Origin of the sequence: Streptomyces sp. NBC_01775, assembly GCF_035917675.1 — a bacterium.
Classification (GTDB): Bacteria; Actinomycetota; Actinomycetes; order Streptomycetales; family Streptomycetaceae; genus Streptomyces.
In genome coordinates this window covers 711,627-735,180 of record NZ_CP109104.1, presented here as the reverse complement: position 1 = coordinate 735,180, position 23,554 = coordinate 711,627, and the positions used below count along the sequence as shown (strand labels likewise).

General features: G+C 66.9%; 20 protein-coding genes and 1 pseudogene. 16 read left to right on the top strand and 5 right to left on the bottom strand.

Translation table 11 applies throughout. The annotated features are described in order from the left end of the window. Window positions 1-53: 53 nt before the first annotated feature. Together OHB04_RS03580 and OHB04_RS03575 are read left to right on the top strand one after the other, a co-directional pair. A complete protein-coding gene (locus OHB04_RS03580) occupies window positions 54-965 on the top strand; it encodes an ABC transporter substrate-binding protein (protein WP_326686206.1) in 912 nt (303 codons plus the stop codon). A gap of 309 nt (window positions 966-1,274) precedes the next feature. Then, on the top strand, window positions 1,275-1,622 hold the full coding sequence (locus OHB04_RS03575; protein WP_326806787.1) for an inner-membrane translocator: 348 nt from the start codon (window positions 1,275-1,277) through the stop codon (window positions 1,620-1,622). A 141-nt stretch (window positions 1,623-1,763) separates the two neighbouring features. Here the strand turns inward: OHB04_RS03575 and OHB04_RS03570 are convergent, their stop codons facing one another. Then, complete coding sequence (locus OHB04_RS03570; protein ID WP_326806786.1) at window positions 1,764-3,287, bottom strand: 3-hydroxyacyl-CoA dehydrogenase; 1,524 nt, start codon at window positions 3,285-3,287, stop codon at window positions 1,764-1,766. Between the two features lie 269 nt (window positions 3,288-3,556). Here OHB04_RS03570 and OHB04_RS03565 point away from each other — a divergent pair, with 269 nt between their 5' ends. The 8 genes from OHB04_RS03565 (at window position 3,557) to OHB04_RS03530 (ending at window position 12,149) form a co-directional block, all read left to right on the top strand. Beyond that, a complete protein-coding gene (locus tag OHB04_RS03565) occupies window positions 3,557-4,333 on the top strand; it encodes an enoyl-CoA hydratase-related protein (RefSeq protein WP_326686203.1) in 777 nt (258 codons plus the stop codon). Beyond that, window positions 4,330-5,286: an acyl-CoA dehydrogenase family protein gene (locus tag OHB04_RS03560; RefSeq protein WP_326686202.1), complete on the top strand. Its 957-nt coding sequence runs from the start codon at window positions 4,330-4,332 to the stop codon at window positions 5,284-5,286. Before OHB04_RS03565 ends, OHB04_RS03560 begins: the two co-directional genes overlap by 4 nt. A 56-nt stretch (window positions 5,287-5,342) precedes the next feature. Continuing rightward, on the top strand, window positions 5,343-6,545 hold the full coding sequence (locus OHB04_RS03555; protein WP_326686201.1) for a CaiB/BaiF CoA transferase family protein: 1,203 nt from the start codon (window positions 5,343-5,345) through the stop codon (window positions 6,543-6,545). Next, a complete protein-coding gene (locus OHB04_RS03550; RefSeq protein WP_326806785.1) occupies window positions 6,533-7,309 on the top strand; it encodes an enoyl-CoA hydratase/isomerase family protein in 777 nt (258 codons plus the stop codon). The genes OHB04_RS03555 and OHB04_RS03550 overlap by 13 nt, the downstream gene beginning before the upstream one ends. A gap of 4 nt (window positions 7,310-7,313) precedes the next feature. Continuing rightward, window positions 7,314-8,480, top strand: a complete 1,167-nt coding sequence (locus OHB04_RS03545) for an acyl-CoA dehydrogenase family protein (protein WP_326806784.1) — start codon at window positions 7,314-7,316, stop codon at window positions 8,478-8,480. A gap of 90 nt (window positions 8,481-8,570) precedes the next feature. After that, window positions 8,571-10,034, top strand: a complete 1,464-nt coding sequence (locus tag OHB04_RS03540; RefSeq protein WP_326686198.1) for an aldehyde dehydrogenase — start codon at window positions 8,571-8,573, stop codon at window positions 10,032-10,034. 79 nt (window positions 10,035-10,113) lie between these two features. Beyond that, window positions 10,114-10,665, top strand: a complete 552-nt coding sequence (locus tag OHB04_RS03535) for a cupin domain-containing protein (RefSeq protein WP_326686197.1) — start codon at window positions 10,114-10,116, stop codon at window positions 10,663-10,665. Between the two features lie 290 nt (window positions 10,666-10,955). Then, entirely contained in the window at window positions 10,956-12,149 is a 1,194-nt protein-coding gene (locus tag OHB04_RS03530; RefSeq protein ID WP_326806783.1) for an acyl-CoA dehydrogenase family protein, read from the top strand. A gap of 612 nt (window positions 12,150-12,761) precedes the next feature. On the opposite strand, the gene OHB04_RS03525 is transcribed toward OHB04_RS03530, so the two are convergent. After that, entirely contained in the window at window positions 12,762-13,721 is a 960-nt protein-coding gene (locus OHB04_RS03525) for an aldo/keto reductase (protein WP_326806782.1), read from the bottom strand. A 364-nt stretch (window positions 13,722-14,085) separates the two neighbouring features. Next, on the bottom strand, window positions 14,086-15,015 hold the full coding sequence (locus OHB04_RS03520; RefSeq protein ID WP_326809394.1) for an ABC transporter substrate-binding protein: 930 nt from the start codon (window positions 15,013-15,015) through the stop codon (window positions 14,086-14,088). Window positions 15,016-15,228: 213 nt separating this feature from the next. Between OHB04_RS03520 and OHB04_RS03515 the strand changes: the two genes are divergently transcribed. The 6 genes and pseudogenes from OHB04_RS03515 to OHB04_RS03490 all read left to right on the top strand — a co-directional run. After that, window positions 15,229-15,615, top strand: coding sequence for a cupin domain-containing protein (locus OHB04_RS03515; protein ID WP_326806781.1), 387 nt, complete (start codon window positions 15,229-15,231; stop codon window positions 15,613-15,615). Between the two features lie 314 nt (window positions 15,616-15,929). Further along, window positions 15,930-16,763 (top strand): ABC transporter permease, encoded by an 834-nt coding sequence (locus tag OHB04_RS03510; RefSeq protein WP_442814779.1) that lies wholly within the window; start codon window positions 15,930-15,932, stop codon window positions 16,761-16,763. Next, window positions 16,760-17,539 carry an ABC transporter permease gene (locus OHB04_RS03505; RefSeq protein ID WP_326806779.1) on the top strand — a complete coding sequence of 260 codons (780 nt, stop codon included), beginning with the start codon at window positions 16,760-16,762 and terminating at the stop codon, window positions 17,537-17,539. Before OHB04_RS03510 ends, OHB04_RS03505 begins: the two co-directional genes overlap by 4 nt. Window positions 17,540-17,542: 3 nt before the next feature. Beyond that, on the top strand, window positions 17,543-18,373 hold the full coding sequence (locus tag OHB04_RS03500) for an ABC transporter ATP-binding protein (protein WP_326806778.1): 831 nt from the start codon (window positions 17,543-17,545) through the stop codon (window positions 18,371-18,373). Between the two features lie 336 nt (window positions 18,374-18,709). Further along, window positions 18,710-19,039: a carboxymuconolactone decarboxylase family protein gene (locus tag OHB04_RS03495; RefSeq protein WP_326806777.1), complete on the top strand. Its 330-nt coding sequence runs from the start codon at window positions 18,710-18,712 to the stop codon at window positions 19,037-19,039. 229 nt (window positions 19,040-19,268) lie between these two features. Continuing rightward, a pseudogene (locus OHB04_RS03490) lies at window positions 19,269-20,988 on the top strand (SpoIIE family protein phosphatase); the annotation flags it as partial. Window positions 20,989-21,205: 217 nt separating this feature from the next. Here OHB04_RS03490 and OHB04_RS03485 read toward each other — a convergent pair. Both OHB04_RS03485 and OHB04_RS03480 read right to left on the bottom strand, forming a co-directional pair. Further along, a complete protein-coding gene (locus OHB04_RS03485; protein WP_326686190.1) occupies window positions 21,206-21,940 on the bottom strand; it encodes a FadR/GntR family transcriptional regulator in 735 nt (244 codons plus the stop codon). A 667-nt stretch (window positions 21,941-22,607) separates the two neighbouring features. Further along, on the bottom strand, window positions 22,608-23,486 hold the full coding sequence (locus OHB04_RS03480) for an NAD(P)-dependent oxidoreductase (RefSeq protein ID WP_326806776.1): 879 nt from the start codon (window positions 23,484-23,486) through the stop codon (window positions 22,608-22,610). Window positions 23,487-23,554: the final 68 nt, after the last annotated feature.

The following is a 23,554-nucleotide window of genomic DNA, read 5'->3' as shown; positions in this document are numbered from 1 at the left end:
TGGCGGTCTCCAGCGTCCTGCTCGCGCTCCCCGGTCTCGCGGGATGCGGAGCCGTGACCGACGCGTTCGGTGCCGACAGCAAGACAGTTCGTGCTTATAGCGTCGCGGCGCCGTCGCAGAACGAGCGCTTCGAGAAGGCGTTCAACCGAGCCCACCCGGGGATCACGCTGAAGATCACTCGCGGTGCGTCCGACCTGGTGCCGAAGGTGGACGCCGAGATCGCGAGCGGTGCGGACGGCGCTGACATCTTCATCATGTCCGGGGACAGCTGGTTCCGGAAGAACAAGAAGAACCTGGTGCCGATCAAGGCGCCGTCCGCGGCCGGCTACCCCGGCTGGGGCGTCAAGGGGTACGCGCCGGTCGTCTCCTACTCGCCGTTCAGCATGATCGTGTGGAACACCGATGTCTTCCCTGAGGGATTCAAGACGTGGAAGGACCTGCTCGCTCCTGAGGTGAAGGGGCGGCTCGGCGTGCGCGACACGATGAGTGCGGTATTGGCGTCCTACCTGCAGTACCTCGAGAACACCAACGGGCGGGACTACCTTCCGGCCCTGGCGAAGCAGGACCCCAAGTTCTACCCCTCGCTGATTCCCATGGCTCAGGCGGTCGCCTCCGGTGAGATAGGCGTCGCTTACACGGCCAGCCCTGCGGTCGTCCACGACCTCGAGGAGCGTGGGGCGCCCATCGACTCGGTGCTGATCGACAAGGGGTGGGCGACGCCGTTCATCGCGGGCCTCCTGAAGAAGTCGCCGCGCCAGGACGACGCACAGGAAGTCATCGACTTCATGCTCTCGCCCGAAGGCCAGGCGGCGTTCAACGGAGGCGGCGATGCCGGCAGTTCGCTACCGGACGTGCCGGGGACCCTCGACGTCAGCAACATGACCATGCTCTCGGAAAAGGAGACACCACCGGAGCGCGTGGCCGCATGGGCGACCAAGTTGCGCGAGATCTTCGGGCGCGGATAGGTCCTCCATTCGCGTGCGGCAGGATTCGCGACGGGGGCTGTGGCAGTCAGGCCCCTGGCGTCGGTGGCCGGAGGAGGCCGGGGGCCTCCTCGTCTCTGGCCGACGCTCGCAGAACCGTGTGCTCGTCGAGCAGGCCATGGCCACTCGTCCTGAGGAACGGTGTCGTCCTTGCCGGCGAGTATTGGTCGTGCGTTGCCGGAATCGGAGCGGTCACCGGGGCCGGGCAGGCCTATAAGGAGCGGAGTGCGCCTGGGTTGCGAGTCGGCGACGGGCCGTTCGGCAGGGTGGATTCCGCGCGATCGTTGAGCCATGCCCGAACTTGCGGACAAGCAGCCCTCCAGCGGAAACGGTCCCCTCACCGCAGGTTGCCTCCTGCTTCTCGTACTGGTGGCGGACGTGGCGGACGTGGCGGCCGGGCTGTTGGTCGTCATCGTGCTCGCCGTCCGGGGACTGGGCCGGATGGACGCTGGCGCCGGACAGACAGCGAACAGCGTGCCGCCCCTGGACCGGGCGCCAGTGCTGGGCTTCGGCGCTCTGGCCGTGGCGGGCGGCGTAACGGCCGTCGTGCTGCTGCGGATCGGGCACCGAGTTAACGGGGCGGTGCAGCTGACGCTCTGCGTTTTCCTGGCAGTCCACACACCGGGGTCCTGGCCCTGACCCAGATGCAGTCGGAGTAGCTGTGCCAGTGAGCGCTGCTCATTGGCACAGCCACCGGAGGCGCTTTGGAACCCTCGCGTCGAAGAGTGCCGCCGCCGCGGCAGGGCATCGAGCAGGGTGCCGGTGGTGCGGCACCCCGGTTCAGACGTGGCTCCTCGCTTCCTTAGCCTGGCGGTTGGCGAGCGACGAGGCCGGAGCAGCCGTGCGCAACGCGAAGCTGGCACGGTACCTAGGGTCGTGATACGACGACCACAGTGCGTCGAGCAGCTCAAGGACCCTGTGCGATGACCACTGCGCGCTCCAAGCGAACGGGCCCATCGGGTAGTTGGTGCCCAGGACCATCGCGTTGTCGATGTCACCAGGACTCGCGACGTCGTGATAGGCGGTCTCCCACGCCTCGTTCGCGATCATCGAGAGAATCCTGGCGACGACGAGACCGGGTACGTCGGCGACGGGGAAGGCGCGCACCCCGGCCCGGTGCAGCAGAGCTATGACAGCGTCGGCGAGTGGAGCGTCCGTCGATGCGAGGGCGACGGCCGTCGCCGTCGAGGGAGCGAGGCAGCGGTCGAGCAGGAGCACGGGTTCACCTCGCCGGGACGTTTCCTCGCGTGCGGTCAGCCCCCGTGTGATCAGGACGGAGCCCGCGCCGACGAACTCGATGTGGGGGTCCTCGCTCTCCGTCCGGCCGAACTCGACGCCGGCCCGGGTCAGGAGTGTCCCCAGCTGGTCGTCCGACCCGTGGAGAATCATGGTGATATCGCGTGCCTGGGCCGCGGCATCGACATCCGCGGCCCGGGGGAGCGGTCGCTCAACCGACTCGCCGTACTCGAAGAAGCCCTGTCCTGTCTTTCGGCCCAGGCGTCCGGCCGCGACGATTTCGCTCTGAATGAGCGAGGGCGCGAACCTCGGGTCGTAGTCGTAGGAGGCCCAGACCGTCCGCGTGACAGCGAAGTTGACGTCGTTGCCGATCAGGTCCATCAGCTCGAAGGGGCCCATGCGGAATCCGCCGGCCGCGCGCATGAGCTCGTCGATCGTCTCCGGTGTGCCGGCACGTTCCTCGACGAGCCTGAGCGACTCCCCGTAGAACGCCCGGGCGACCCGGTTGACGATGAATCCGGGCACGGACCGGACGTGAGCGACCGACTTCCCCCACCGCTCGGCGAGCTCGGTGATGGCGTCCACGGCTTCGTCGTCGCTCTGCAGGCCTCTCACGACCTCGACGAGCCTCATGACGGGGACCGGGTTGAAGAAGTGCATGCCGACCACTCGTGACGGGTCCGGGACACCGGCGGCGATGGCGGTGACCGAGAGCGACGAGGTGTTCGTAGCGAGGATGCAGGACGTCCCGAAGTGATCCGCGGCGCGCCGGAGGACGGTCTGTTTGACGTCCAGGCGCTCGAGGATGGCCTCGATGACGATGGTCCGCGGGTCCGTCCGCGCCTGTGTGAGATCGGTGAGGAGGTCCAGGCGCTCCTCGACCAGGGCGCCCGCCGCGGGGTCCTTCCGGGTGAGGCGGGTGATGATCTCGGACTCTGCTGCGGCCAGCTGCGCCGCGTCTGGGTCGACCAAGTGCACAGGGTGGCCGGATGCGAGGGCAACCTGTGCGATTCCCCGGCCCATCGTGCCCGCTCCGATCACGCAGATGGGGACCAGCGGCTGTGACATCAGCGTCTCCTCGACGTCGTCGTGCCCGAATCGCCGCGCCGTGGTCAGCGCCGGCGATCTCCAAGATTCTTGACAAGGTTCTTGGACAAGCTATTCTATTGTCAAACTTTTTCGCGTGTATGAAAAACCGATCAAGTAGTCGAGGCGTAGAGGGCCAGTGAGGTCGCCTGAGCAGCAGAGCCGCCAGACGTTCTGCCAGTGGCTGCCCGCCGCGACTCGCTACAGAGGAAGCCTGAACGGGGCAACTCGTCGAACCAGGAGCTGAGTCCATGAGCTATGAGGACATCACTGTCGCCGTCGAGGACGGCGTCGCGGTGATCACGATCAACCGACCTGACCGTGGCAACAAGCTGAGGTTCGAGACAGCGCGGGAGCTGCTCGCAGCGTTCCAGACGGTACGGCAGACCCCGGAGATCGACGTCGCAGTCCTCACCGGCGCCGGTGACAAGTTCTTCTGCATCGGGGGAGAGCACGAGGAGGTCGAGTCGCTCGACTACTCCAGCGTGATGCCGGTCATCGACCTCTACGAGTTCATCGATGCGATGCCCAAGCCAGTGATCGCCGCGGTCAATGGGTACGCCGTCGGCGGTGGCAACGTGCTCCAGGTCGTGTGTGACCTCACGATCGCCGCCGAACACGCCGTCTTCCGCCAGGTGGGCCCACTCGTCGGCAGCTTCGACGCGGGCTTCGGCACCTGGTACCTCGAGGAGACGATCGGCCGCCGCCGGGCGAAGGAGATGTGGTACCTGAACCGCAAGTACTCCGCCCAGGAAGCCCTGGCCATGGGTCTGGTCAACGAGGTGGCGACCGACCGCCCCGTGGCCGGCCGGGCCGTCGAGGTCGCCCAGGAGCTGCGTCAGCGTGGTCCGTTCGCCCTGGCGGCCCTCAAGACAGCCTTCTCAAGCCGCCACACCGGCGTGGCCGGACAGGCACGTCTCGCCCACGACCTCCTGCTCACCGCCTACCGAAGCACCGAGGAGGCCACCGAAATGTCGGAGTCCTTCGAAGCGCGCCGGGCCCCCAGCCGCGACAGGTTCTACCGATGACCGGGCGCAACCCCGAACTCGACGACTTCCTCGACGTCCTGCGGAAGAGGCTCGTTTCCTCTGACGGGAGCGACGCCGACGTGATCCGCGCGACGCTGCAGGCTGCCGATGTCCTCGACCTGGCACGCGAGACAGCCGAGTTCGACGATGCACTCGACTGGCTCATCGGCACTGTTCGGACGACCGCTCACTTTTCGCCCTCGGCCGCGTTCGCCCTCGCCGGCCGGCTCGCCGCACAACGTGGTCTCGCGGCCCTCGACACGGCCGACGCCGACACCAGGGACGTGACCTCCGCGGTCATCAATCCCTCGGCTGACCCGTGGACGGCAGCTGTGCCCACCTTGATCGCTTCCCGCGCTGTGGTGCTCCTCGACCGCGGCACGGGCTCGGCGACCCTCGCCCCCTGGGACTCACTCGTGGTGGAGGGCGCGGAGGGAGCGCGGCGCAGCGGATTGAGCGAAGCCGCCCTCAGGACCGTACGGCTCGGCGACACCACCGAAGAGCTGCCGGACACCGTCGCACTGGCCATCGCGCGGGACTGGGATCTCTTCACAGGCGCCGTGGCCCTCGGCCTCTCGGAGCGCGCGCTGGTCACGGCTGAGACATACGCCGCCGAACGGCGTCAGTTCGGGTCCCCGATCAGCGCGTTCGCCGGTCTGCGCGCCATGCTCGCCGAGATGCAGATCCGTATCTGCGCTGTGCGCTCGATGCTCGGCCGCGCCGCTGCCGGCGACCTCGACACAGCTGAGGTACTGGCCCTTGCCGGCCGGGCCGCCGTGGACGTGTGCCTGGACGCGATCCAAGTCCATGGCGGCTACGGATACATCGACGAATACCCCGTGGCGGGCCTGCTGCGCGACGCGTTGAGCGTACGGGCGCGCGGGGGCGGCCGTCGGGCTCTCGTGGCACAGGTCGCCGCACGGCGTCTGGGCAGGGCTGAGGGGGAGGCGTGAGGGCCGCGACTCGCGTCCCGCCCCGCGACCAACCACCACCCGAGGACGGAGGCTTCATGAATGAACCCCTTGCCCCCCTGCACGGCGTCACCGTGGTCGACATCTCGTCGTCGTACGCAGCGCCGACCACGTCGATGTACCTCGGCGACATGGGGGCGGAGGTCATCAAGATCGAGCCCGTGCGCGGAGATGACGCCCGTGGGTGGGGGCCGCCCTTTCTCAACGGGGAAGCAGCGTGGTTCCTCTCAGTCAACCGCAACAAGAAGAGCCTTTGCCTCGACATCCGCACCGAACAGGGGCGCGAGGTGCTCTTCCGGTTGCTGGAAGCCGCGGACGTGTTCATCGAGAACCTGAACCCGGCCAAGCTGGAGCGGCACGGATTGGGGCTCGACGCACTGCGCGAACGCTTTCCGCGGCTGGTGATCTGCGCGCTCTCGGGGTTCGGAATCGATGGTCCCGATGCCGCACTGCCGGGATACGACCTGATCGCCCAGGCCCGCTCCGGAATGATGAGCGTCACCGGCGCGGACGGCGTTCCACAACGCGTAAGCACGGCCCTGTCCGATGTCGCAGCGGGCACCGTCGCCGCGTACGCCGTCGCCGCCGCGTTGGTGAGGCAGCAGCGGCACGGTGTCGGCGAAGTCATCGACGTCTCCCTGCTCGAGGCCGACCTCGCCTTCATGTCGCCCCGCATCGCCAGCTACCTCGCCGGTGAACCCGAACCCCGTCCGTGTGGTGGCACCGACTCCGTGGTGGCGATCTACCAGACGTTCCAGACGAGTGACCGCCCCATCGTGGTCGCTGTCGGGAACGATCGACTCTGGCTGCGTGCCTGCGCGGCTCTTGACCTTGATGAGCTGGCTCAGCGACCCGACCTGGCCACGAACGCCGGACGCCGCGCCCGCCGAGCCGAGGCCGTCGACGCCTTCCAGTCGGTCCTGAGCACGATGACCTCGCAAGAGGCACTCAAGGCCCTGCAAACCGTCGGCGTGCCCTGCGCACAGATCAACTCGCTGTCCGAGGTCGTCGACGATCCTCAGGTGAAGGCTCGTGAGGCGATCGTCAATCAGGCTCACCCTCGGGCAGGCACCTTCCAAGGCGTCGGGAGCCCGTGGCGCCTCGGCTCGCAGAGCAGCCGGGCACCCCGCCTGCCGGCCCCACTCCGGGGAGAGCACGGCAGTGAGATCCTGGCGGAAGCGGGATTCGACGAGGAGAAGATCGCAGACCTCGTGGAGGCGGATGTCATATGGATTCCCTGATCGAGGTGGACGAGACCGCGCAGGTGCGCAGCATCACTCTGAACCGTCCGGACCGGCTCAACGCCTTGAACGGTGCCGTACTGGATCACCTTGCTGATGAGATCAGGCGCGTCACCGAGGAAACGACAGCGGTGAGGTGCCTGGTCATCCGAGGCGCGGGAGACCGGGCATTCAGTGCCGGCGCCGACCTCGAGGAGATCAGAGGCCTCGACGCCGACCAAGCGCATGCCTTCATCCGTCGGGGACACCGCGCCATGACCGCGATCGAACACTCGCCCGTTCCGGTGCTGGCCGAGGTGGACGGCTTCGCGCTCGGCGGTGGATTCGAACTCATGCTGGCATGCCACGTGGTCATCGCCTCCGACCGCAGCCAGTTCGGCCTCCCAGAGGCCCGGATCGGCTGCATCCCGGGATTCGGCGGCACCCAGCGTCTGTCCAGGGCCGTGGGCAAGGCGGCAGCGTTCCACCTGATGCTGACCGGTGGGCGCATCGACGCACACCGGGCCTGGGAGATCGGACTGCTGTCCGTCCCGCCCGTCCCGGCCGCCGAGCTGCGCGACGAGGCCGAGGCGACGGCGGGCCAGATCGCGTCCGGCAGCCGCACCGGTCTGGCCAACCTGCTCGAAGCCGCGCGGCAGGGCACGTCTGGGCCGAGCCTGGAACACGAGGCGGCGCTGGCCGCCCTGTCGATCGCATCCGCTGACGGGCAGGAGGGCATCACGTCCTTCGCCGAACGGCGCAAGCCCGTCTTCACCGAGGAGTGACACCGTGAATCCCGCCGCTCACCCGCCTCTCCCGGCAGATCACGCCACCGTGATCAGTGCTCTCGACGGAGTGATCGCACAGACCGTGGCCCCGGCCGCCCTGGCGGTGGACAGGACCGGCGCCTTCCCGTCGTCGTCCATCCAGGAGCTCGCTCAGGCTGGCCTCGGGGGACTGCTGATGCCGGCGTCGCTCGGCGGCTGTGAGACCTCCACGACGACGTACGCCGAAGCTCTCTCCCGGATCGCGGCTGCTTGTGGTTCGACATCGACGGTCTACATGACGCAGATGCACTGCGCGCACCCGATCCACCTGCAGGGGCGGCCCGATCAGCACACCCGCTGGATTCCCGCCATCTGCCGGGGAACAGCGATCGGAGCGATCGCTCTGACCGAGCCCGGGGCCGGTTCGGACGTCGCCACGATGCGCACGACGGCGCGTCGTGACGGCGACTCCTACACGATCAACGGCGAGAAGACGTTCATCTCGAACGGTGATGTCGCCGATGTCATCGTTCTCTTCGCGACGGTCGACCCGAGCCTCGGCAAGGACGGCATCACCGCCTTCCTCGTCGACACGGCGAACACCGTGGGGCTCGAAGCCGGTAAGCCGATGAAGAAGCTGGGCCAGAAAGGCGCATCTACTGTCACGCTCAGCTTCCAGGACTGCCGGATTCCCGCGGCTGCCCGACTCGGCGACGAGGGCGAGGGCTATCCCCTGCTTCTGCGATCGGTCACGAAGTCGCGTATCAGCGCGGCGGCCCAGGGGATCGGATTCGCGCAGGGCGCTTTCGATGACGCAGTGCGCTACTGCGCGGAGCGAGACCTGCTGTCCTCGCGAACCCGCGCCGCCCAGGACCTCCAGTTCGAACTGGCGCGGCTGCGGGCAGAGACCGCAGCCGGACGGTCGATGCTGAGGGAGGTCTGCGATCTGGTCGACGCCAGCGATGAGGACCCGACGGCCGAGGTCGCGATGGTCAAGATGCACTGCACCGCGCTGGGCGTCCGAGTTGCCTCGGCCTGTGTCGAACTGCTCGGCGAAGACGGCGATCGTGACGACATGGGTGCGGAGCGCCGGCTTCGTGACGGGAAGATCACCGAGATCTACGACGGGACCAACCAGGTGCAGAGCATGCTCGTCGCCCGCGACATCCGCATCTCGGCAACCGTCTGACCGCAGACGGGTCATAGATGAAAGCAACCATCTGACGTTCCACGTCCACGACACATTCGCGCGGTTCCGCATGGGTAAAAGGAGAGATCCATGGTGTGGGAGGGCCGCCACGACCGTCTGTTCATCGGTGGTCAGTGGATTCCGGCAAACGGTGAACATCTCGAGGTGATATCGCCCTTCACCGAGGAGGTCCTGGCCGAGGTGCCGTCCGCGGCCGCAAGCGATATCGATCGCGCTGTTGCGGCGGCGCGTGACGCGTTCGACAACGGGCCGTGGCCACGCATGCCGCTGGAGGCGCGCATGTCGGCCTTGCGAGAACTGGGGAGGCTCATCGCCGACCGTCAGGAGCCGATCGCTCGGCTCATCACTGAAGAGATGGGGTGCCCCATCACACAGTCGCGGGCGATCCAGGCTCTCAACCCGGTCCGGGTGATCGATGCCTGTCTCGACCTCGCGCCGGACTACCCGTTTCGGTCGGTCCGCGCGTCAGGGGCGGCGAACGCACTCGTCACGCGCGAGCCGGTAGGGGTGGTCGCCGCGGTCGTCCCGTGGAACGTGCCCATGGGGATCAGCGTCCAGAAGATCGTCCCAGCGGTACTCGCGGGATGCACGGTCGTACTGAAGCCGGCTCCACAGACTCCCCTGGACGCATATGTCCTGGGGGAGCTGATCGAGAAGGCGGGGTTCCCTCCAGGCGTGGTCAACATCGTTCCGGCTGAACGCGAGAGCAGTGAGTACCTCGTCTCGCATCCGGGCGTGGACAAGGTGTCTTTCACCGGATCTACCGCTGCGGGACGCCGGATCGCCGCGCTGTGCGGACACGACCTGCGCCGCGTCACGCTCGAGCTGGGCGGCAAGTCGGCCGCCATCGTCCTTGACGACGCCGACCTCGACCAGGTTGCCGAAGCCCTGCGTCTGGGTGCGTTCCGCAACAACGGCCAGGTGTGCACCCTGAAGACGAGGGTCCTGGTCTCCGCGGGACGGGAAGCAGAGCTCGTCCAACGGCTCAAAACCCTGATCGATTCGATGCCCGTCGGTGATCCCCACGACGTTGCCACGCAGATCGGACCGCTCTTCAGCTCCCGGCAGCGCGAGACGGTGGAGCGTTACATCGCCTCCGGCCGTGAGGAGGGAGCCACCCTTGTCACGGGAGGCGGCCGGCCCGAGGGGCTGGATCGCGGCTGGTTCGTGGAGCCGACCCTCTTCACCGGTGTCCAAAATGACATGACGATCGCCCGGGAGGAGATCTTCGGGCCGGTCCTCGCTGTGATGACCTATCGTGACGAGGCGGAAGCGCTCGAGATCGCCAACGACTCGCCCTACGGCCTCAACGGGGCTGTGTTCACGTCGGACCACGATCACGGACTCGAACTCGCGAGCCGGATGCGCACCGGCGTCGTGGAGCTGAACGGCCACCCGGTAGGCCTGCGAGCGCCGTTCGGCGGGTTCAAAGCGAGCGGGATCGGCCGGGAGAACGGCCCCGAGGGTCTCGACGCCTACACCGAGCCGAGGTCGATCGGGCTGCCCCCGGCCATCGCGGCATCGCTCGCGTGAGCGTCGGTGATCAGTCTCCGCAGCACACGCCAGCACATTCCTTACGGCGCTCTACGCCGCTCACACGAAGGAGTTGTTCATGTCTGACACGGACGAGCCCATGCTGGCCCGAGTCGTGGTCACGGGTGTCAATGCCGAGGGCCGTTCGGTGGTCGAGAGCGATGGTCCGGCTCGGCCCTGGGTCAAGCGACCGACAGGGACCCTGGTCATGGACCTGTGGCGCGCCGACGCATTGCCGATCTCGGCCGACGCCGACTCGACCGCGACCGACGAGGTGGTGCTCCAGCCTCCACCGCACGGTCTGGCCATCAGGACGACGGTGTTCCCTCCCGACAGCTCGATCTCCGAGGAGGCCTCAGCGGCGTACGCGGCGGCGATGAAGGACATCTACGGCGAGCAAGGCAACGCGGGTGGCGGCTCTGACGATATCCCGGGCATGCACAGCACCGAGACCATCGACGTGGCCACCGTGATCGATGGTGAGATCTGGGCTGTGATGGAGGAGGGAGAGACGCTGCTGCGCGCCGGTGACACGATGGTGCAGCGCGGCACCAGGCATGCCTGGCGCAACCGCAGTGACCGCCCCACGACTGTCGTCACCACCATGCTCCCGGCGAGCCGCCCCTCCTGAGCGGCGAGCCGCAACGGGCCGGCCGGGCTCCGTCCTCCTGCTGCGTCGGGCGGGCGGGGCCCGGCCGGCACCCTCGGTGACACCTTGCGTTCCGGCCCGCGACGGTGGTGTGTCAGGTTTCGGCCGGTAACTGCGCGATCACGTCGTCGGAAGCGGCCGAGCGGCCGAGCGGCCGAGTGGCCCGGTCAAGTGCGCTCGGGTGCCGAGAACTTGAGCTCCCCGGCAGCCCCGAATCCGTCGCTCCCACGAGTGATCGAAACCGTCCCGCCTTCAACGTAAGGACCCATCAGATGGATCGTCTCGCCCGTACCGAAGGTCTGTCCGAGGAACAGCAGGAGATCCTCAAGGTTGTCCGGCAGTTCGTCGAGGACAAGGTGATACCGGTCGCGACAGAGCTGGAACACAAGGATGAATACCCGACCGACATCGTCGAGAGCCTCAAGGAGCTCGGCATCTTCGGCCTGATGATCCCGGAGGAGTACGACGGTCTCGGTGAGTCGCTGTTGACGTACGCCCTGTGCGTGGAGGAGATCGCACGGGGCTGGATGAGCGTCTCCGGCGTCATCAACACGCACTTCATCGTCGCCCACATGCTCATGCAGCACGGAACCGAGGAGCAGAAGCAGAAGTACCTCCCGCGCATGGCCACCGGCGAGGTCAGAGGCGCCTTCTCGATGTCCGAGCCGGGCCTGGGATCCGATGTCTCGGCGGTGTCGACCAAGGCCGGCAGGCTCGACGACGGCTCCTACTCGATCACAGGCCAGAAGATGTGGCTGACCAACGGTGGCTCGTCGAACCTGGTCGCCGTGCTGACCAAGACGGATGAGGGCGCGGATTCGGTCTACAAGAACATGACGACGTTCCTCGTCGAGAAGGAACCCGGCTTCGGTGAGCCCGTGCAGGGCGTCACGGTCCCGGGCAAGATCGACAAGATGGGCTACAAGGGCATCGACACCACCGAGATGATCTTCGATGATCACCGCATCGGAGCTGACCAGATCCTCGGGGGCGAGCCCGGCAAGGGCTTCTACCAGATGATGGACGGCGTCGAGGTGGGCCGGGTGAACGTCGCTGCGCGGGCTTGCGGCATCGCCAACCGCGCCTTCGAGTTGGGCATCGCGTACGCGCAGCAGCGTGAGACGTTCGGCAAGCCGATCGCGCAGCACCAGTCGATCCTGTTCCGGCTGGCCGAGATGGCGACCAAGGTCGAGGCCGCGCACGCCATGATGGTCCGCGCAGCCCGTAAGAAGGACTCCGGTCAGCGCAACGACGTCGAGGCCGGGATGGCCAAGATGCTCGCGAGCGAGTACTGCAAGGAAGTCGTCGAGGCGTCCTTCCGTATCCACGGCGGTTACGGCTACTCCAAGGAGTACGAGATCGAACGGCTCTACCGCGAGGCCGCGTTCATGCTGATCGGTGAGGGCACCTCCGAGATCCAGAAGATGATCATCGGGCGCAGCCTGCTCAAGGAGTACGCGGTGTGACGCGCCGGACGTCGGGCCCTACTGGATGAGCTTGAGACCCACGTTCCGGTGGCCGGCCGCATTGCTCCAGGCCGGCTTCACAGCTGAGTGGTCTGAACAGCCGCGGGTGTGACGGGGAACGAGCGGCACGGACGTCGGTCGGCGGACGGCACCTGGACCGAGAGTGCACGGCCGTCCCGGCCGATGCCCGGGCGGAGGGCCGCGTCGACCGGCCGATGGTGAGCGTGGCCTCCGCTTCCCGTCGAGCCGACGAGCAGGACTCACCTCGGCAGCACAGCCCCGGACGAGGCGCTTCGGGGGCGGCTCGGCCAGCAAGATTCATCTCGCCAGGGGAGGCGGGCGACCCCGCCCCGACCACCCCGGCGGCGCGGCAGCATGGGCGGCCGATCCACCGGCCTTGACAAGGCGATCCGCAAGAGCAGGAAGATGTCGAGCGGATGATCCACGGCTGCCAGAGCGGACGCCAGGCTATCGCCGTCTTCAGGAAGGCGGCCGGGTCGACTACGTCTCCGAATCACCGATCACGTGGACAGTGGCCGCTCTCTCAAGGGCAGCAGGCCGCGGACCAGCGACGGATCGAACTCGGGAGCATTGCTGGTGGCTGACAGCGTCTTACCAGGCGTAGTCCTCCGGCGCCGGAAGGTAACCCGGAAATATCTCGTCGAGCCGCGTCAGGACGGCGTCGTCGAGGTGGATGTCGAGCGCCGCGACGGCACTGTCGAGGTCCTTGACGCTTTGCGGCCCGATCACCGGGGAGGTCAGCCCAGGGCGGGAAAGCAGCCACGCGAGCGCCAACTGGGCAGGCTCGGCGCCGATCTCGTCGCAGAGCGCCTCGTACTGCTCCAGCTGGGCACGGTGCTTCGCGAGGTGCTCGGGCTTGTACCGGGTCGCGGCGACCTCCGACCGGAGCACTCCGGCCAGCATCCCGCGGTGCAGCGGAGACCACGCGAGTACCCCGATGCCGTACGCCTGGGCGGCGGGTATCACCTCGCGCTCGATGTCGCGGGTCGCGAGGTTGTAGATGGACTGCTCACTGATGAGGCCGAGCATCGAACGTGCTGTGGCGGCGTCCTGAGCCTGTGCGAGATGCCACCCCGCGAAATTCGACGAGCCCACGTACAGAATCTTGCCCTGGGTCCGCAGGACGTCCATCGCCTCCCAGATCTCGTCCCAGGGCGTGTTCCGGTCGACATGGTGCATCTGGTAGATGTCGATGTAGTCGGTCTTGAGCCGCCTGAGCGAGTCGTCGCATGCCTGTCGGATGTGACGGGCCGAGAGCCGACCGTCGTTGGGCCAGTCGCTCGTCGGCTCATAGACCTTCGTTCCGAGTACAGTCCGTTCCCGCCGTCCCCTGCCCTGAGCGAACCAACGACCGATGATCTGCTCCGTCCAGCCGTCGCCGCGCTTCCACCCGTAGACGTTGGAGGAGTCGAAGTGGTTCAGCCCCAGTTGGTGGGCCCGGTCCATGATTGTGTGGCTGTCCTCCTCGCTCGTCTCGGGACCGAAGTTCAAGGTGCCCAGGCACAGGCGGCTCACCGTGAGCCCCGACCGACCGAGCTGGCAGTACTTCATCAGGGTTCCTCCATGGGTGCCCCCGCATTCAGGCGGGGGGAATCGGACACCTGCGGAGCCGGCAGGGGGAAAACGACCCGCAGCCAGGAGGGTCCCGGGACTGACCTCCCGCGGTCGAGCGGTGTTCGTGTGCTCTCGGGGAGGATCGAGGATCCGGCCCGAGAGCACACCACGGGAGTGGGTATGTCACGTCCATGCAGCCGGAGTAGCTCGTCAGCCTCCGCGTGAAAGGCAGTACGTGCGGTCCGCTCCGGTTGCGTCTCCCTGCTTCGGCGGGGGAGCAGCCGAGTGATCTCCTTGCGTGCGACGGGCTCACACACTTGATTTCGCCTCCGCGAATCTCGTACGCGACGCGAACGTCTTGTCAGGGGAGGACGTCAGCGGCAGCCTTCGGGCCGTTCTTGATCCAGCCACGCTCCTGCATGAGCTTGGCGGTCTCCTCGAGCTGCGGCTTGCGCAGGTCCGTACCGAAGGACTCCATGCCGCTGGCCTTGAGGGTGGCCTTCGGGATATCGGTGATCTTGGCTGCGGCCGACTGGACCTCTGCCGTGTGATCCTGGGCGTACTCGAGCGTCTTGTTGAGAGCTCGGGTCACGGCGGCCACAAGCTTGGGATCGGACTTCTGCAGCCTGTCCGAGGTGAAGACGTACGAGGCGAGGCCGGGCACCGACTCTTGAGTCGTGTATCCCACGAGTCTGCCCGATCCGTCGTTGAGCAGTCGGGAAAGGAACGGCTCGGGCACCCAAACGGCGTTCACATGACCGCCCTTGAGCGCTGCCGACATGTCCGGGAAGGCCAGCTCCACAAAGTTGATCTTGTCGGGGTTGCCGCCTGCCTTGCGGACGGCCTCACCGACGGTGAAGTCTCCCAGCCCGCGCAGTGTGTTCACGGCGACCTTCTTGCCCTGAAGATCAGTGAGCGACTTGATGGCGGACCCCTTCGGTACCACCACGCCGTACATGCCCTTCTGTGGCGGCTTTCGGTCCGAGGACCAGTGGCTGATGATCTTTACACCGAGGCCCCGGTCACGGGCGGTCAGCAGCGTGGTCGCATTCGACGTGGAGAACTGCGGGTTTCCAGCCATGACGCCGGGAAGCACCGCAGCGCCGCCCTGGACCATCTTGACCTCGACCTCGATGCCCTCTTCCTTGAAGAAGCCCTTGTCGATGCCCACTTGCAACGCGCCCGTCGGCGCCACGGGCGCGGCACCGAAGACGACCTTCCGGAGGCCACCGGCACCGGATCCGGTGCCGGTCGTGCTCGCGCTGTTTCCACCGCACGCCGCCACTGACATCAGGAGGGCTGCGGAAGCTGCCGCTGAGAGAAGCCGTCTCATCTTGCACCCTTTCAGGCGATGTATTGGCCATTGGGGGCGCTTGTGTGAAGTCGCCCACAAGTCCGCATGTGGCGCACATGCAACCACGGGGTGAACAGGTGCGCAAGAGTTCGATCATTTACAGTCGGTAAAACACTTGACATTAGCTATCTGGCCTCACATGATCCGGTCATGCTGACAGTGATTCGAGGCGGAAGCGGCCAGCCCTCAGGGCTCGCCGAGGGAACTTTCACCGGTGAAGCGTGGCGTGACATGCTCATGTCGCCGGTAGACGGCGTGGCCGTCGGCAACGTCTTCTTCGCGCCGTGCTCAAGGACCTACTGGCACTCCCATGTAGGTGGCCAGCTCCTGATGGTCCTCGCGGGAGAGGGGTTCGTAGCCGATGAGAACGAGGCCGTCATCGTCAGGGTGGGCGACATGATCTGGACGCCACCAGGTGTCCGGCACTGGCACGGGGCGTCGAGTGATCGATACATGATTCACACCGCAGTCACCGTGGGTGACACCAACTGGGAAGGCGCCGTCTCGGACTCGGAATACGCCGGCTCGACCGGCTGAGGCCGCGTCGCCGTCGCCGGCGAGGTTCACCACGGCTCGCCAGGCCACGGTCTGCTCCTGTGGTGACGGGGTGGCAGGGAAGCGGCGGTGTTCCCGGTCGCGGCGGGTGGCGAGCTCGGGTGTGCAGCGGATCAGGGGGGAGCGTCCCGCAGAGGTGTGGCGGACGGGCACGTGGCCATTACTGACGTGACAACTCGATCAAAGTAAAACTCTTGCCAGCCTGTAAAGGTCGTGCTTTTCTGTGCTGTGGCGGGCGCCACGCCATGCGGCTGATGGAGCTGTGTCGAGCTGACTCTAGGAACAGGAGTGAAGCCGTGACCGCTGCACCGTTGGAGAAACCGTCGGTCGTGGTGGCCGCGCGCCGACGTCGGCGTTGGCGGCCGGCGTCAGCTGTCAGGCGCGGCGTCCTCGGCCTTTTTCTCTTCGTGACGCTCATCGAGGTGGTGCCGCGCGTCGGCATCGTGAACGCTGATTACCTCCCGCCGTTCAGCACCGTGATGGAGGCTTTGTCGCGGCAGGGGGCGACCGCCGAGTTCTGGACGGCCCTTGGGGAGACGTTGCTGGGGTGGGCGATCGGGTTCTCGATCGCGATGGTCGCCGGCGTGACACTCGGCATCGTGATCGGAAGCATCGCGTGGTTGCGGGACGCGACCGCCTCGACCATCGAGTTCCTGCGCCCGATCCCGTCGGTGGCACTGATCCCCCTGGCGGTGCTCATGTTCGGCACCGACATGCAGGCCACCCTGCTGCTCGTCATCTACGCGTCGTTCTGGCAGGTGCTGGTGCAGGTACTGTACGGCGTCCAGGACGTGGACCCGGTGGCGCGGGAGACCGCACGTTCCTACCGGTTCCGTCCCCTCACCCAGGTGCGTACGGTGATCTGGCCGACGGCGCTGCCGTACGTGATGACCGGATTCCGTCTCGCGGCATCGGTCGCACTGATCCTCGAGATCACAGGTGAGCTCATCATCGGCACGCCAGGGCTGGGCAATCGCATCGGTGTCGCGCAGTCGTCCGGAGCCGCTCCCGCGATGTATGGACTGGTGATCGTGGCCGGTCTGCTCGGCGTACTGATGAACACAGTCGCGAGGTCTGTCCAGACGCGGGTGCTCCGGTGGCACCCCTCGGTCCGGGGGGAGCACGCATGATCCTCGATCGCGCACGTCGCGTCCTGCTCGTAGCGGGGCTTCCCGCCGTACTGCTGACGGCATGGTGGTTCGCCACACGCGACAGCACCAGTGTCTTCTGGCCTCCCCTTGCCGACATCCTGCGGGCCTTCGGTCCGACTTGGTTGGAAGGGCGCCTGACCAGCGACGTGGTGCCGAGTCTGCTCCGGCTCGCTGCCGGATACGGCGCAGTGATCGTGGTTGGTGTCGCCCTCGGCACGGCCATCGGGTCCTCACGCGTTGTGCGAGAGGTACTGGAACCGGTTCTCGAGTTCCTCCGGGCCGTACCGGCACCGGTGCTCGTCCCCGTCATCATGCTCTTCGCCGGCATCGACAACACGATGAAGATCTCTGTGATCGCGTTCGGGTGCGTATGGCCCGTCCTGCTGAACACCGTCGAAGGTGTCCGCGGCGTGGACGAGGTGCTGCGCGACACCGGCCGCACCTACCGGCTCGGGCGCCTGACCACGTTGACCAAGCTGACCTTGCCAGGCGCAAGCCCGCAGATCATGACCGGCGCCCGTCAGGCCTTGTCGATTGGCATCATCCTGATGGTCATCAGCGAGATGTTCGCGGCGACGAACGGCCTCGGCTTTACGACGATTCAATTCCAGCGCACGTTCGCGATCCCGCAGATGTGGACGGGCATCATCCTGCTGGGCATCATCGGGGTCCTCCTGTCGCTGCTGTTCAAGCTGGCGGAACGTCGCATCCTGCATTGGTACTTGGGAATCCGTCACACCCAGCGGAAGGCTTGATCCATGACCGCAACTCCTCTGTCGGAGAAGCCCGGCGAGAAAAGTGACGCCGCCCAGCCGATCCTGGCGATCCGTCACGTCGGCAAGACGTACACCTCCAGGGACGGATCCGTCGAAGCCATCCGTGACCTGGACTTCAAGGTCAAAGCCGGTGAGCTCGTGTGCGTGGTCGGTCCTTCGGGGGCGGGAAAGACCACTCTGTTGCGCTGCATCGCGGGTCTCCTCGACGTCACCGAGGGCGCCGTCGTCTTCAAGAGCAAGAAGGTCACAGAGCCACCGGCCGGCATGGCGGTCGTGTTCCAGGAGTACGGGCGCAGCCTCTTTCCCTGGTTGACCGTGCGCCAGAACGTCATGCTGCCGCTCAAGGAGAAGAGGGGTCCGAAGGCAGAGCGTGAGCGTCTCACCGACGAGGCACTCGAAGCGGTCGGACTCGCGGACTGTCCCAGCTCCTACCCCTGGCAGTTGTCCGGTGGTATGCAGCAGCGGGTCGCCATCGCCCGGGCCGTCGCCTATGAACCCCACATCCTGGTTATGGACGAGCCCTTCGCCGCTGTCGACGCCCAGACCCGGGCCGAACTCGAAGACCTCGTCCGCGAGCTGTGGCGCCGGCTCGGGGTGACCGTGCTGTTCGTGACGCACGACATCGACGAGGCGGTCTACCTCGGCCAGCGCGTACTGGTCCTGTCCAACCGGCCGACCGTCGTCCTGGACGACGTGAAGATCGACCTGCCCGGCGAACGTGACCAGCTCGGCACACGATCACATCCCAGGTTCGCGACGCTTCGCGCGCACGTGTACGCCCGGATCCAGGACGCCAAGCGGGGCGTACGGTAGCGGCCCTTCGCTCCCGAGAGCGGTCCCGAGTGCAAGGCGGCGGGTCGTGGCTGCGGGGGGGGGGAAGGGGCCCACAAGAACAATGGCGTCACACGCCGTAGTGCCGCTGTCACCGCACTGCAGGTCTCGGGACTCACGAGCGTGCAGGCGTCGGCGATGCCAGGCTCCATGGGGCCGTGCCGTCCGGCCGCCGTCCATGCCGGAGGCGCTGATCCACACACAGTGCGGGTGCTGATCACGTGTCCTTGACAGCAGTTGAGATCCCGGCCGCGGCGACCGGCGTCGTTCCAGTCGGGGACTGTGTTGCGCCGCCGAGTGAAAGGAGCCAAGCCGACCATGTCTGCACCACGACCCAGAGGCGCACAGCACCCCCTCGGTACGTTCGCCCCTGCGCTCATCGAGTTCACCGATGACGTTCTGTTCGACCAGGTCTGGGCACGAGAGGTGCTGAGTCCCAAAGAGCGCAGCCTCGTGACGCTTGCATGTCTCGTCACGGCGGGAAACGCCGGCCAGCTTCCGTACCACCTGCGCAGGGCGCGCGACAACGGGGCCACGACCGACGAGCTCGTCGAAACGATCACCCACCTGGCGTTCTACGCCGGGTGGCCCAAGGCAATGGCGGCCATGGTCGTCGCCAAGGACGTCCTCCGCGATGACGAAGACTGATCTCTTCAGGCAACTCCGTACAAATCCAGCATCCGGATTCCGGCTTCCACGCCCCGGGCAGGTCCGACGTGGGAGACGTGAGCGGGCCGCCCTGGCCTGTGGCCGTGCAAGAAATGCGGCGTGATATTCAGCCCATTCCGGGCATGCCGGTGGCGCACCGGCAGTGGGGCGGCGCCTCTTGCTTCAGGGCGCCGTCGCCGGTCCCCGCTGGCTCGCTCACAGGGGAGGGCTCGCAGGCCGGGCCTACTCGGGCACCTTCGACAGCCCGGTCGGCAAAGCCGTGGTGACTGTGGTGCCAGTGATCGACAAGGACGGTACGGTCCTCGGGCTGGTGGGCGCCGGGATCGGGGTCGAGAGCGTGAACGAGAGGGTGTGGCACCAACTTCCGCTCCTGCTCGGGTCCGGGTGCGCAGCGCTCATCCTGATGACGGCCGGGGCGGCGTTGGTGGGCCGGCGGTTGCGACGGCAGACTCACGGCCTCGAGCCGACCGAACTAAGGAGGATGTACGAGCACCATGACGCGGTGCTGCATGCGGCGCGTGAGGGCGTGATCGTCATCGGGGGTGACGGATGGTTGCTCTGGCCAACGACGAGTCGCGGACACTTCTGGGACTTCCCGAGGACGCAGAGCGGCGCCATGCCGTGGATCTGGGGCTGCCTCCCGGAATCGCCGGGATACTGCTCTTGGGTCGTGAGGCCTCGGATGAAGTGCACACGGCAGGCAAACGCTTGCTCGCGGTGAACGCGTGGCCGACGGAGCCTCACGGCGGGCTGGCCGGCGGTGTGGTCACGCTGCGCGACACCACTGAGCTGTAGGCCATCTCGGGCAAGGCCGCCGTGGCGGAGCGACGCTTGAGGCTGCTCTACGACGCCATGACCGAGATCGGCACCAGCCTCGACGTCCTCGGTACCGCCGAGGAGTTGACGCCGTACGCGGTCCCACGATTCACCGACTTCGCCACCGTCGATCTGGGCGGCCCGATTTTCCAGGGCGGCGAGCCGGAAGGCGCGACGATGCGCCGAGTCGCCGTCGCCGGGATCCGCAGGGACCATCCTCCGTACGCGGTCGGCAAGCTGATCGACTTCGGGCCGGCAACGCCGCAAGCGATCGGATTCGCGACGGGGGAGCTCCAGCTGGAAGCGGGCCTTCCGTCCCTCGCGGGATGGCAACACCGGGACCCCGTTGCCGCACAAAGGATCATTGACTACGGCATCCGATCCATGATCGTGGTCTCCTTGTGCGCGCGGGGCGTTCTCATGGGCGTCGCATGCTTCAGGCGGTCCGGGAAGCCTGCCTTGGAACGCGAGGACGTGTCGATCGCCGAGGAGCTGGTTGCCCGGGCAGCGATGGCCATCGACAACGCTCGCCGCTACACCCGTGAGCACACGTACACCCGTGAGCACACCATGGCTGTCCCCCTGCAGCGCAGGCTGCTGCCGCAGGTGGTTCCCGAACAGTCCGCCCTCGAGGTGGCCTATCGCTACCTGCCTGCGCAAGCCGGGGTGGGCGGGGGCTGGTTCGATGTCATCCCGCTCCCCGGCGCCCGGGTGGCAATGGTGGCCGGAGACGTTGTGGGCCATGGACTGCATCTCGGCCACCATGGGCCCTCTGCGCACAGCGGTGCACAACTTCTCCGCTCTCGACCTGCCCCCCCGACGAACTCCTGGTGCATCTGGACGAGCTGGTGAGCCGAATTGATGGCGAAGAGAACGGGGACGACGGCACGGGTATCACTGGCGCCACTTGCCTGTACGCGATCTATGACCCTGGCCTCGGCCGGGTCACCGTTGCCCGGTCCGGTCACCTCGGGCCCGCCGCCGGCGGCCCCGATGGAACCGTTCGGTTCCCAGGCATACCTGTCTCCCCGCCTCTGGGCTTGGGAGCCGGCCTGCCGGTGGAGACGGCAGAGTTCCTCGTGCCCGAGGGATCGCGGATCGTGATGTACACGGGAAAAACATGGCCCCGACCTGGGCGAACTCCTCCTCAGTCAATGGGATGACTCCGTGTGAGTGCCAAGTCGCTACTGATCCTGGGGCGATGAGTCGGACGGGCGTCGGCTCTCGGCGTACGGATGGCTGGTCCGTGAAGGACAGATGGGCCACCGCTTTCCGATCGCCGGTCGCATCCCCCGGAGCCGCGGCGGTCCCGGCGAAGGCCCTCTTGAGTCAGCTGGAGTTCGTCATGCTGTGCGAGTACCTCAGAACGTAGTCAAGATGGGCTCCCATGGCATTGCGTGCGGCGTCTTCGTCGCGCTCCTCGATGGCCGCGAGAATCGCCATGTGTTGCTTGACGGTCCTGCGGCCGACCTCTTCGGTGACCTCAAGGTACTGCGCGGGGTGGGTGGCGCCGTGGACGGCGGCGGTGAAGGCGGCCAGGAGGCGGTTCCCTGATGCCTGGCCGATCGTGGTGTGAAACGCCAGGTCGTACCCGGGGATCTCCGGGTCGTTGATGGTCGTCTCACGCTGCCGCTTGACGATCGCGTGGAGGCGCTCGAGGTGTTCCTGTGACCGGTTTCTGGCGGCCCACTGGGCGGCTGGAACCTCGAGGACCCGGCGCACCGACGTCAGTTCGCCGACATCGAGCGCACCGAGCCGCAGGATGGTGTCCATGGAGTCGCCGAGCATCTGACTCAGCGAGTCCGGAGTCACGGTGTTGACGAAGCTCCCCCCGCCTACCCCGGGGATCTTCCGGATGAGGCCGGCGCTCACCAGAGCCCCAAGAGCCTCGCGCACCGTAGGCCGGCTGACGCCGAACTGCTGGGCGAGTACCGTCTCGGGCGGTAGCTTCTCGCCTTGTGCGAAGTTGCCTTCGAGGATCGCCTCGCGGATTTGCTGCTCGACCTGGTCACGGGGTCGCGTGACCTGCTGCGCCCGGAACTTCGTGCTTGCGGATTCAGTCATGCCCTGCCTCTCACCTGATTACCTGTAGCATATGTGCTCGCTGGGTAAATGTTTTACAGGACAGATTCACGGCAGGGCTGAGGTGGCAGGGCACGGCCAATTGCCCCGGGGGCCTGACCGATCAGGCCACTGGTTCTGGCACAGGCCAGGGCGCGTGCCCGCACGGCGCTGGAAGGGGAAGACGCCTTGCCTGCTGCTTTGCAGGTCGAACTCGGCTCAGGCGGCCCGGCCTCGCTGAGTTGCCGGCGGTCCGTGCAGAGATCCGGGACCGGGAGTTGGCGCCGGGCAGCGTAGTCCACGCCGCGCGAGGGCTCGAAGATCGAGGGGGTCCACGCGCGTGACGTCGGCCTCGGTAACTTCCACCGTCCATCCCCATGAAGCAGGCGTGCGTCCCCAGACCGTGACAGAGGGGAACGCGGCTCCGGCCACTTGCCGCGCGGGAACGGCTGGGCCCCGGCCGAGGAGGCCAACCATGCCGGCCGGACCGTATCCCGCGGCTGCTGAACCGGGTCGAGCTGCAGCTAGGGCTGGCGCTTCGAAAGTGATGAAACCGGGCGGCCCCGTATCGAGGAGCGTCCCGGGGTTACCCGCATTTCGGTGACGGGCGGGTGAAGGCGACGGCGGGCTCACCGTGACAGCGGTGCGGTGAGCCCACCGAGAAGGAGTTCTACTCGGCGCGGGGCGCATACCACTCGGCCATGAGCTGACTCTGGTCCGTGTCGCCGCCGAAGCGTTCGATGGCTTCCTCGGTGAACTGCTCGACGAGGTGACCGATGGGCGTGCCGTGGTTGAGGCTCTCCGCCAGCTCGTTGGCCAGGTGGATGTCCTTGAGCATCAACTGCAGGACAAAACCCTGTGGTTTGTATGTGTCGCCGCTGAGCAGCTGCGGAAACGTGTACTCGGTCGTGTAGTTGCGGCCCGTCGACTTGTTGAGCACGTTGACCACGGTGTCCTGGTCGATGCCGCAGGCCTGGCCGAGTCGCACCGCCTCGAGCGCGGCAAAACGGTTGCAGCTGTTGAGCAGGTTGTTCACCAGCTTCATCGCGTGTCCCGCGCCGACCGGCCCGACGTGGTACACGTCGGGTGTCACACAGAGCAACAGTTCACGCACCTTGGCGAACGCCTCCTGGGAGCCGCCGACCATCAGCGTGGCAGTGCCCGCCCGGGCCCGCCGGACACCGCCGCCGATCGGTGCGTCGACGAAGTCGACCCCGAGCTCGGCCAGCGCCGCGACGATCTCGGTGTCAGCAGTCGGCGTCCCGGTGGTCGTGTCGATGACCACCGTGCCCTGAGTAAAGTGCCGGGCTATGCCCGCGCTCCCGAGGAGCAGCTCGACCACGTTCACCGGCCCCGGCAACGACAGGAAGACGTAGGTGCACTGCTCCGCGATCTCAGCTGCCGATACGAAGGTCGCCCCTTGGCCGACGAGTTCGTCGGCCGCCTCCTTGTTCCGGTCGTTCACGTACAGCTCGTGGGTCTCCACGAGACGGCTTGCGATCGCCGAACCCATGGCGCCGACACCGATGAACCCCACCTTCTCGGTCACTGCGGGAACACCTCACTCATCTCTCGGCCGGCCCGAGGCCGACCGTCTGTCCGACAAAGACTCGCTCG

Bases quoted from the DNA above. Each gene is read 5' to 3' on its own strand.
- OHB04_RS03500 (WP_326806778.1), top strand. From the start codon at position 17,543: ATGACCGCAACTCCTCTGTCGGAGAAGCCCGGCGAGAAAAGTGACGCC.
- OHB04_RS03555 (WP_326686201.1), top strand. From the start codon at position 5,343: ATGAATGAACCCCTTGCCCCCCTGCACGGCGTCACCGTGGTCGACATC.
- OHB04_RS03550 (WP_326806785.1), top strand. From the start codon at position 6,533: ATGGATTCCCTGATCGAGGTGGACGAGACCGCGCAGGTGCGCAGCATC.
- OHB04_RS03575 (WP_326806787.1), top strand. From the start codon at position 1,275: ATGCCCGAACTTGCGGACAAGCAGCCCTCCAGCGGAAACGGTCCCCTC.
- OHB04_RS03535 (WP_326686197.1), top strand. From the start codon at position 10,114: ATGTCTGACACGGACGAGCCCATGCTGGCCCGAGTCGTGGTCACGGGT.
- OHB04_RS03560 (WP_326686202.1), top strand. From the start codon at position 4,330: ATGACCGGGCGCAACCCCGAACTCGACGACTTCCTCGACGTCCTGCGG.
- OHB04_RS03570 (WP_326806786.1), bottom strand. From the start codon at position 3,287: ATGTCACAGCCGCTGGTCCCCATCTGCGTGATCGGAGCGGGCACGATG.
- OHB04_RS03525 (WP_326806782.1), bottom strand. From the start codon at position 13,721: ATGAAGTACTGCCAGCTCGGTCGGTCGGGGCTCACGGTGAGCCGCCTG.
- OHB04_RS03515 (WP_326806781.1), top strand. From the start codon at position 15,229: ATGCTGACAGTGATTCGAGGCGGAAGCGGCCAGCCCTCAGGGCTCGCC.
- OHB04_RS03520 (WP_326809394.1), bottom strand. From the start codon at position 15,015: ATGTCAGTGGCGGCGTGCGGTGGAAACAGCGCGAGCACGACCGGCACC.
- OHB04_RS03485 (WP_326686190.1), bottom strand. From the start codon at position 21,940: ATGACTGAATCCGCAAGCACGAAGTTCCGGGCGCAGCAGGTCACGCGA.
- OHB04_RS03530 (WP_326806783.1), top strand. From the start codon at position 10,956: ATGGATCGTCTCGCCCGTACCGAAGGTCTGTCCGAGGAACAGCAGGAG.
- OHB04_RS03540 (WP_326686198.1), top strand. From the start codon at position 8,571: ATGGTGTGGGAGGGCCGCCACGACCGTCTGTTCATCGGTGGTCAGTGG.
- OHB04_RS03495 (WP_326806777.1), top strand. From the start codon at position 18,710: ATGTCTGCACCACGACCCAGAGGCGCACAGCACCCCCTCGGTACGTTC.
- OHB04_RS03505 (WP_326806779.1), top strand. From the start codon at position 16,760: ATGATCCTCGATCGCGCACGTCGCGTCCTGCTCGTAGCGGGGCTTCCC.
- OHB04_RS03565 (WP_326686203.1), top strand. From the start codon at position 3,557: ATGAGCTATGAGGACATCACTGTCGCCGTCGAGGACGGCGTCGCGGTG.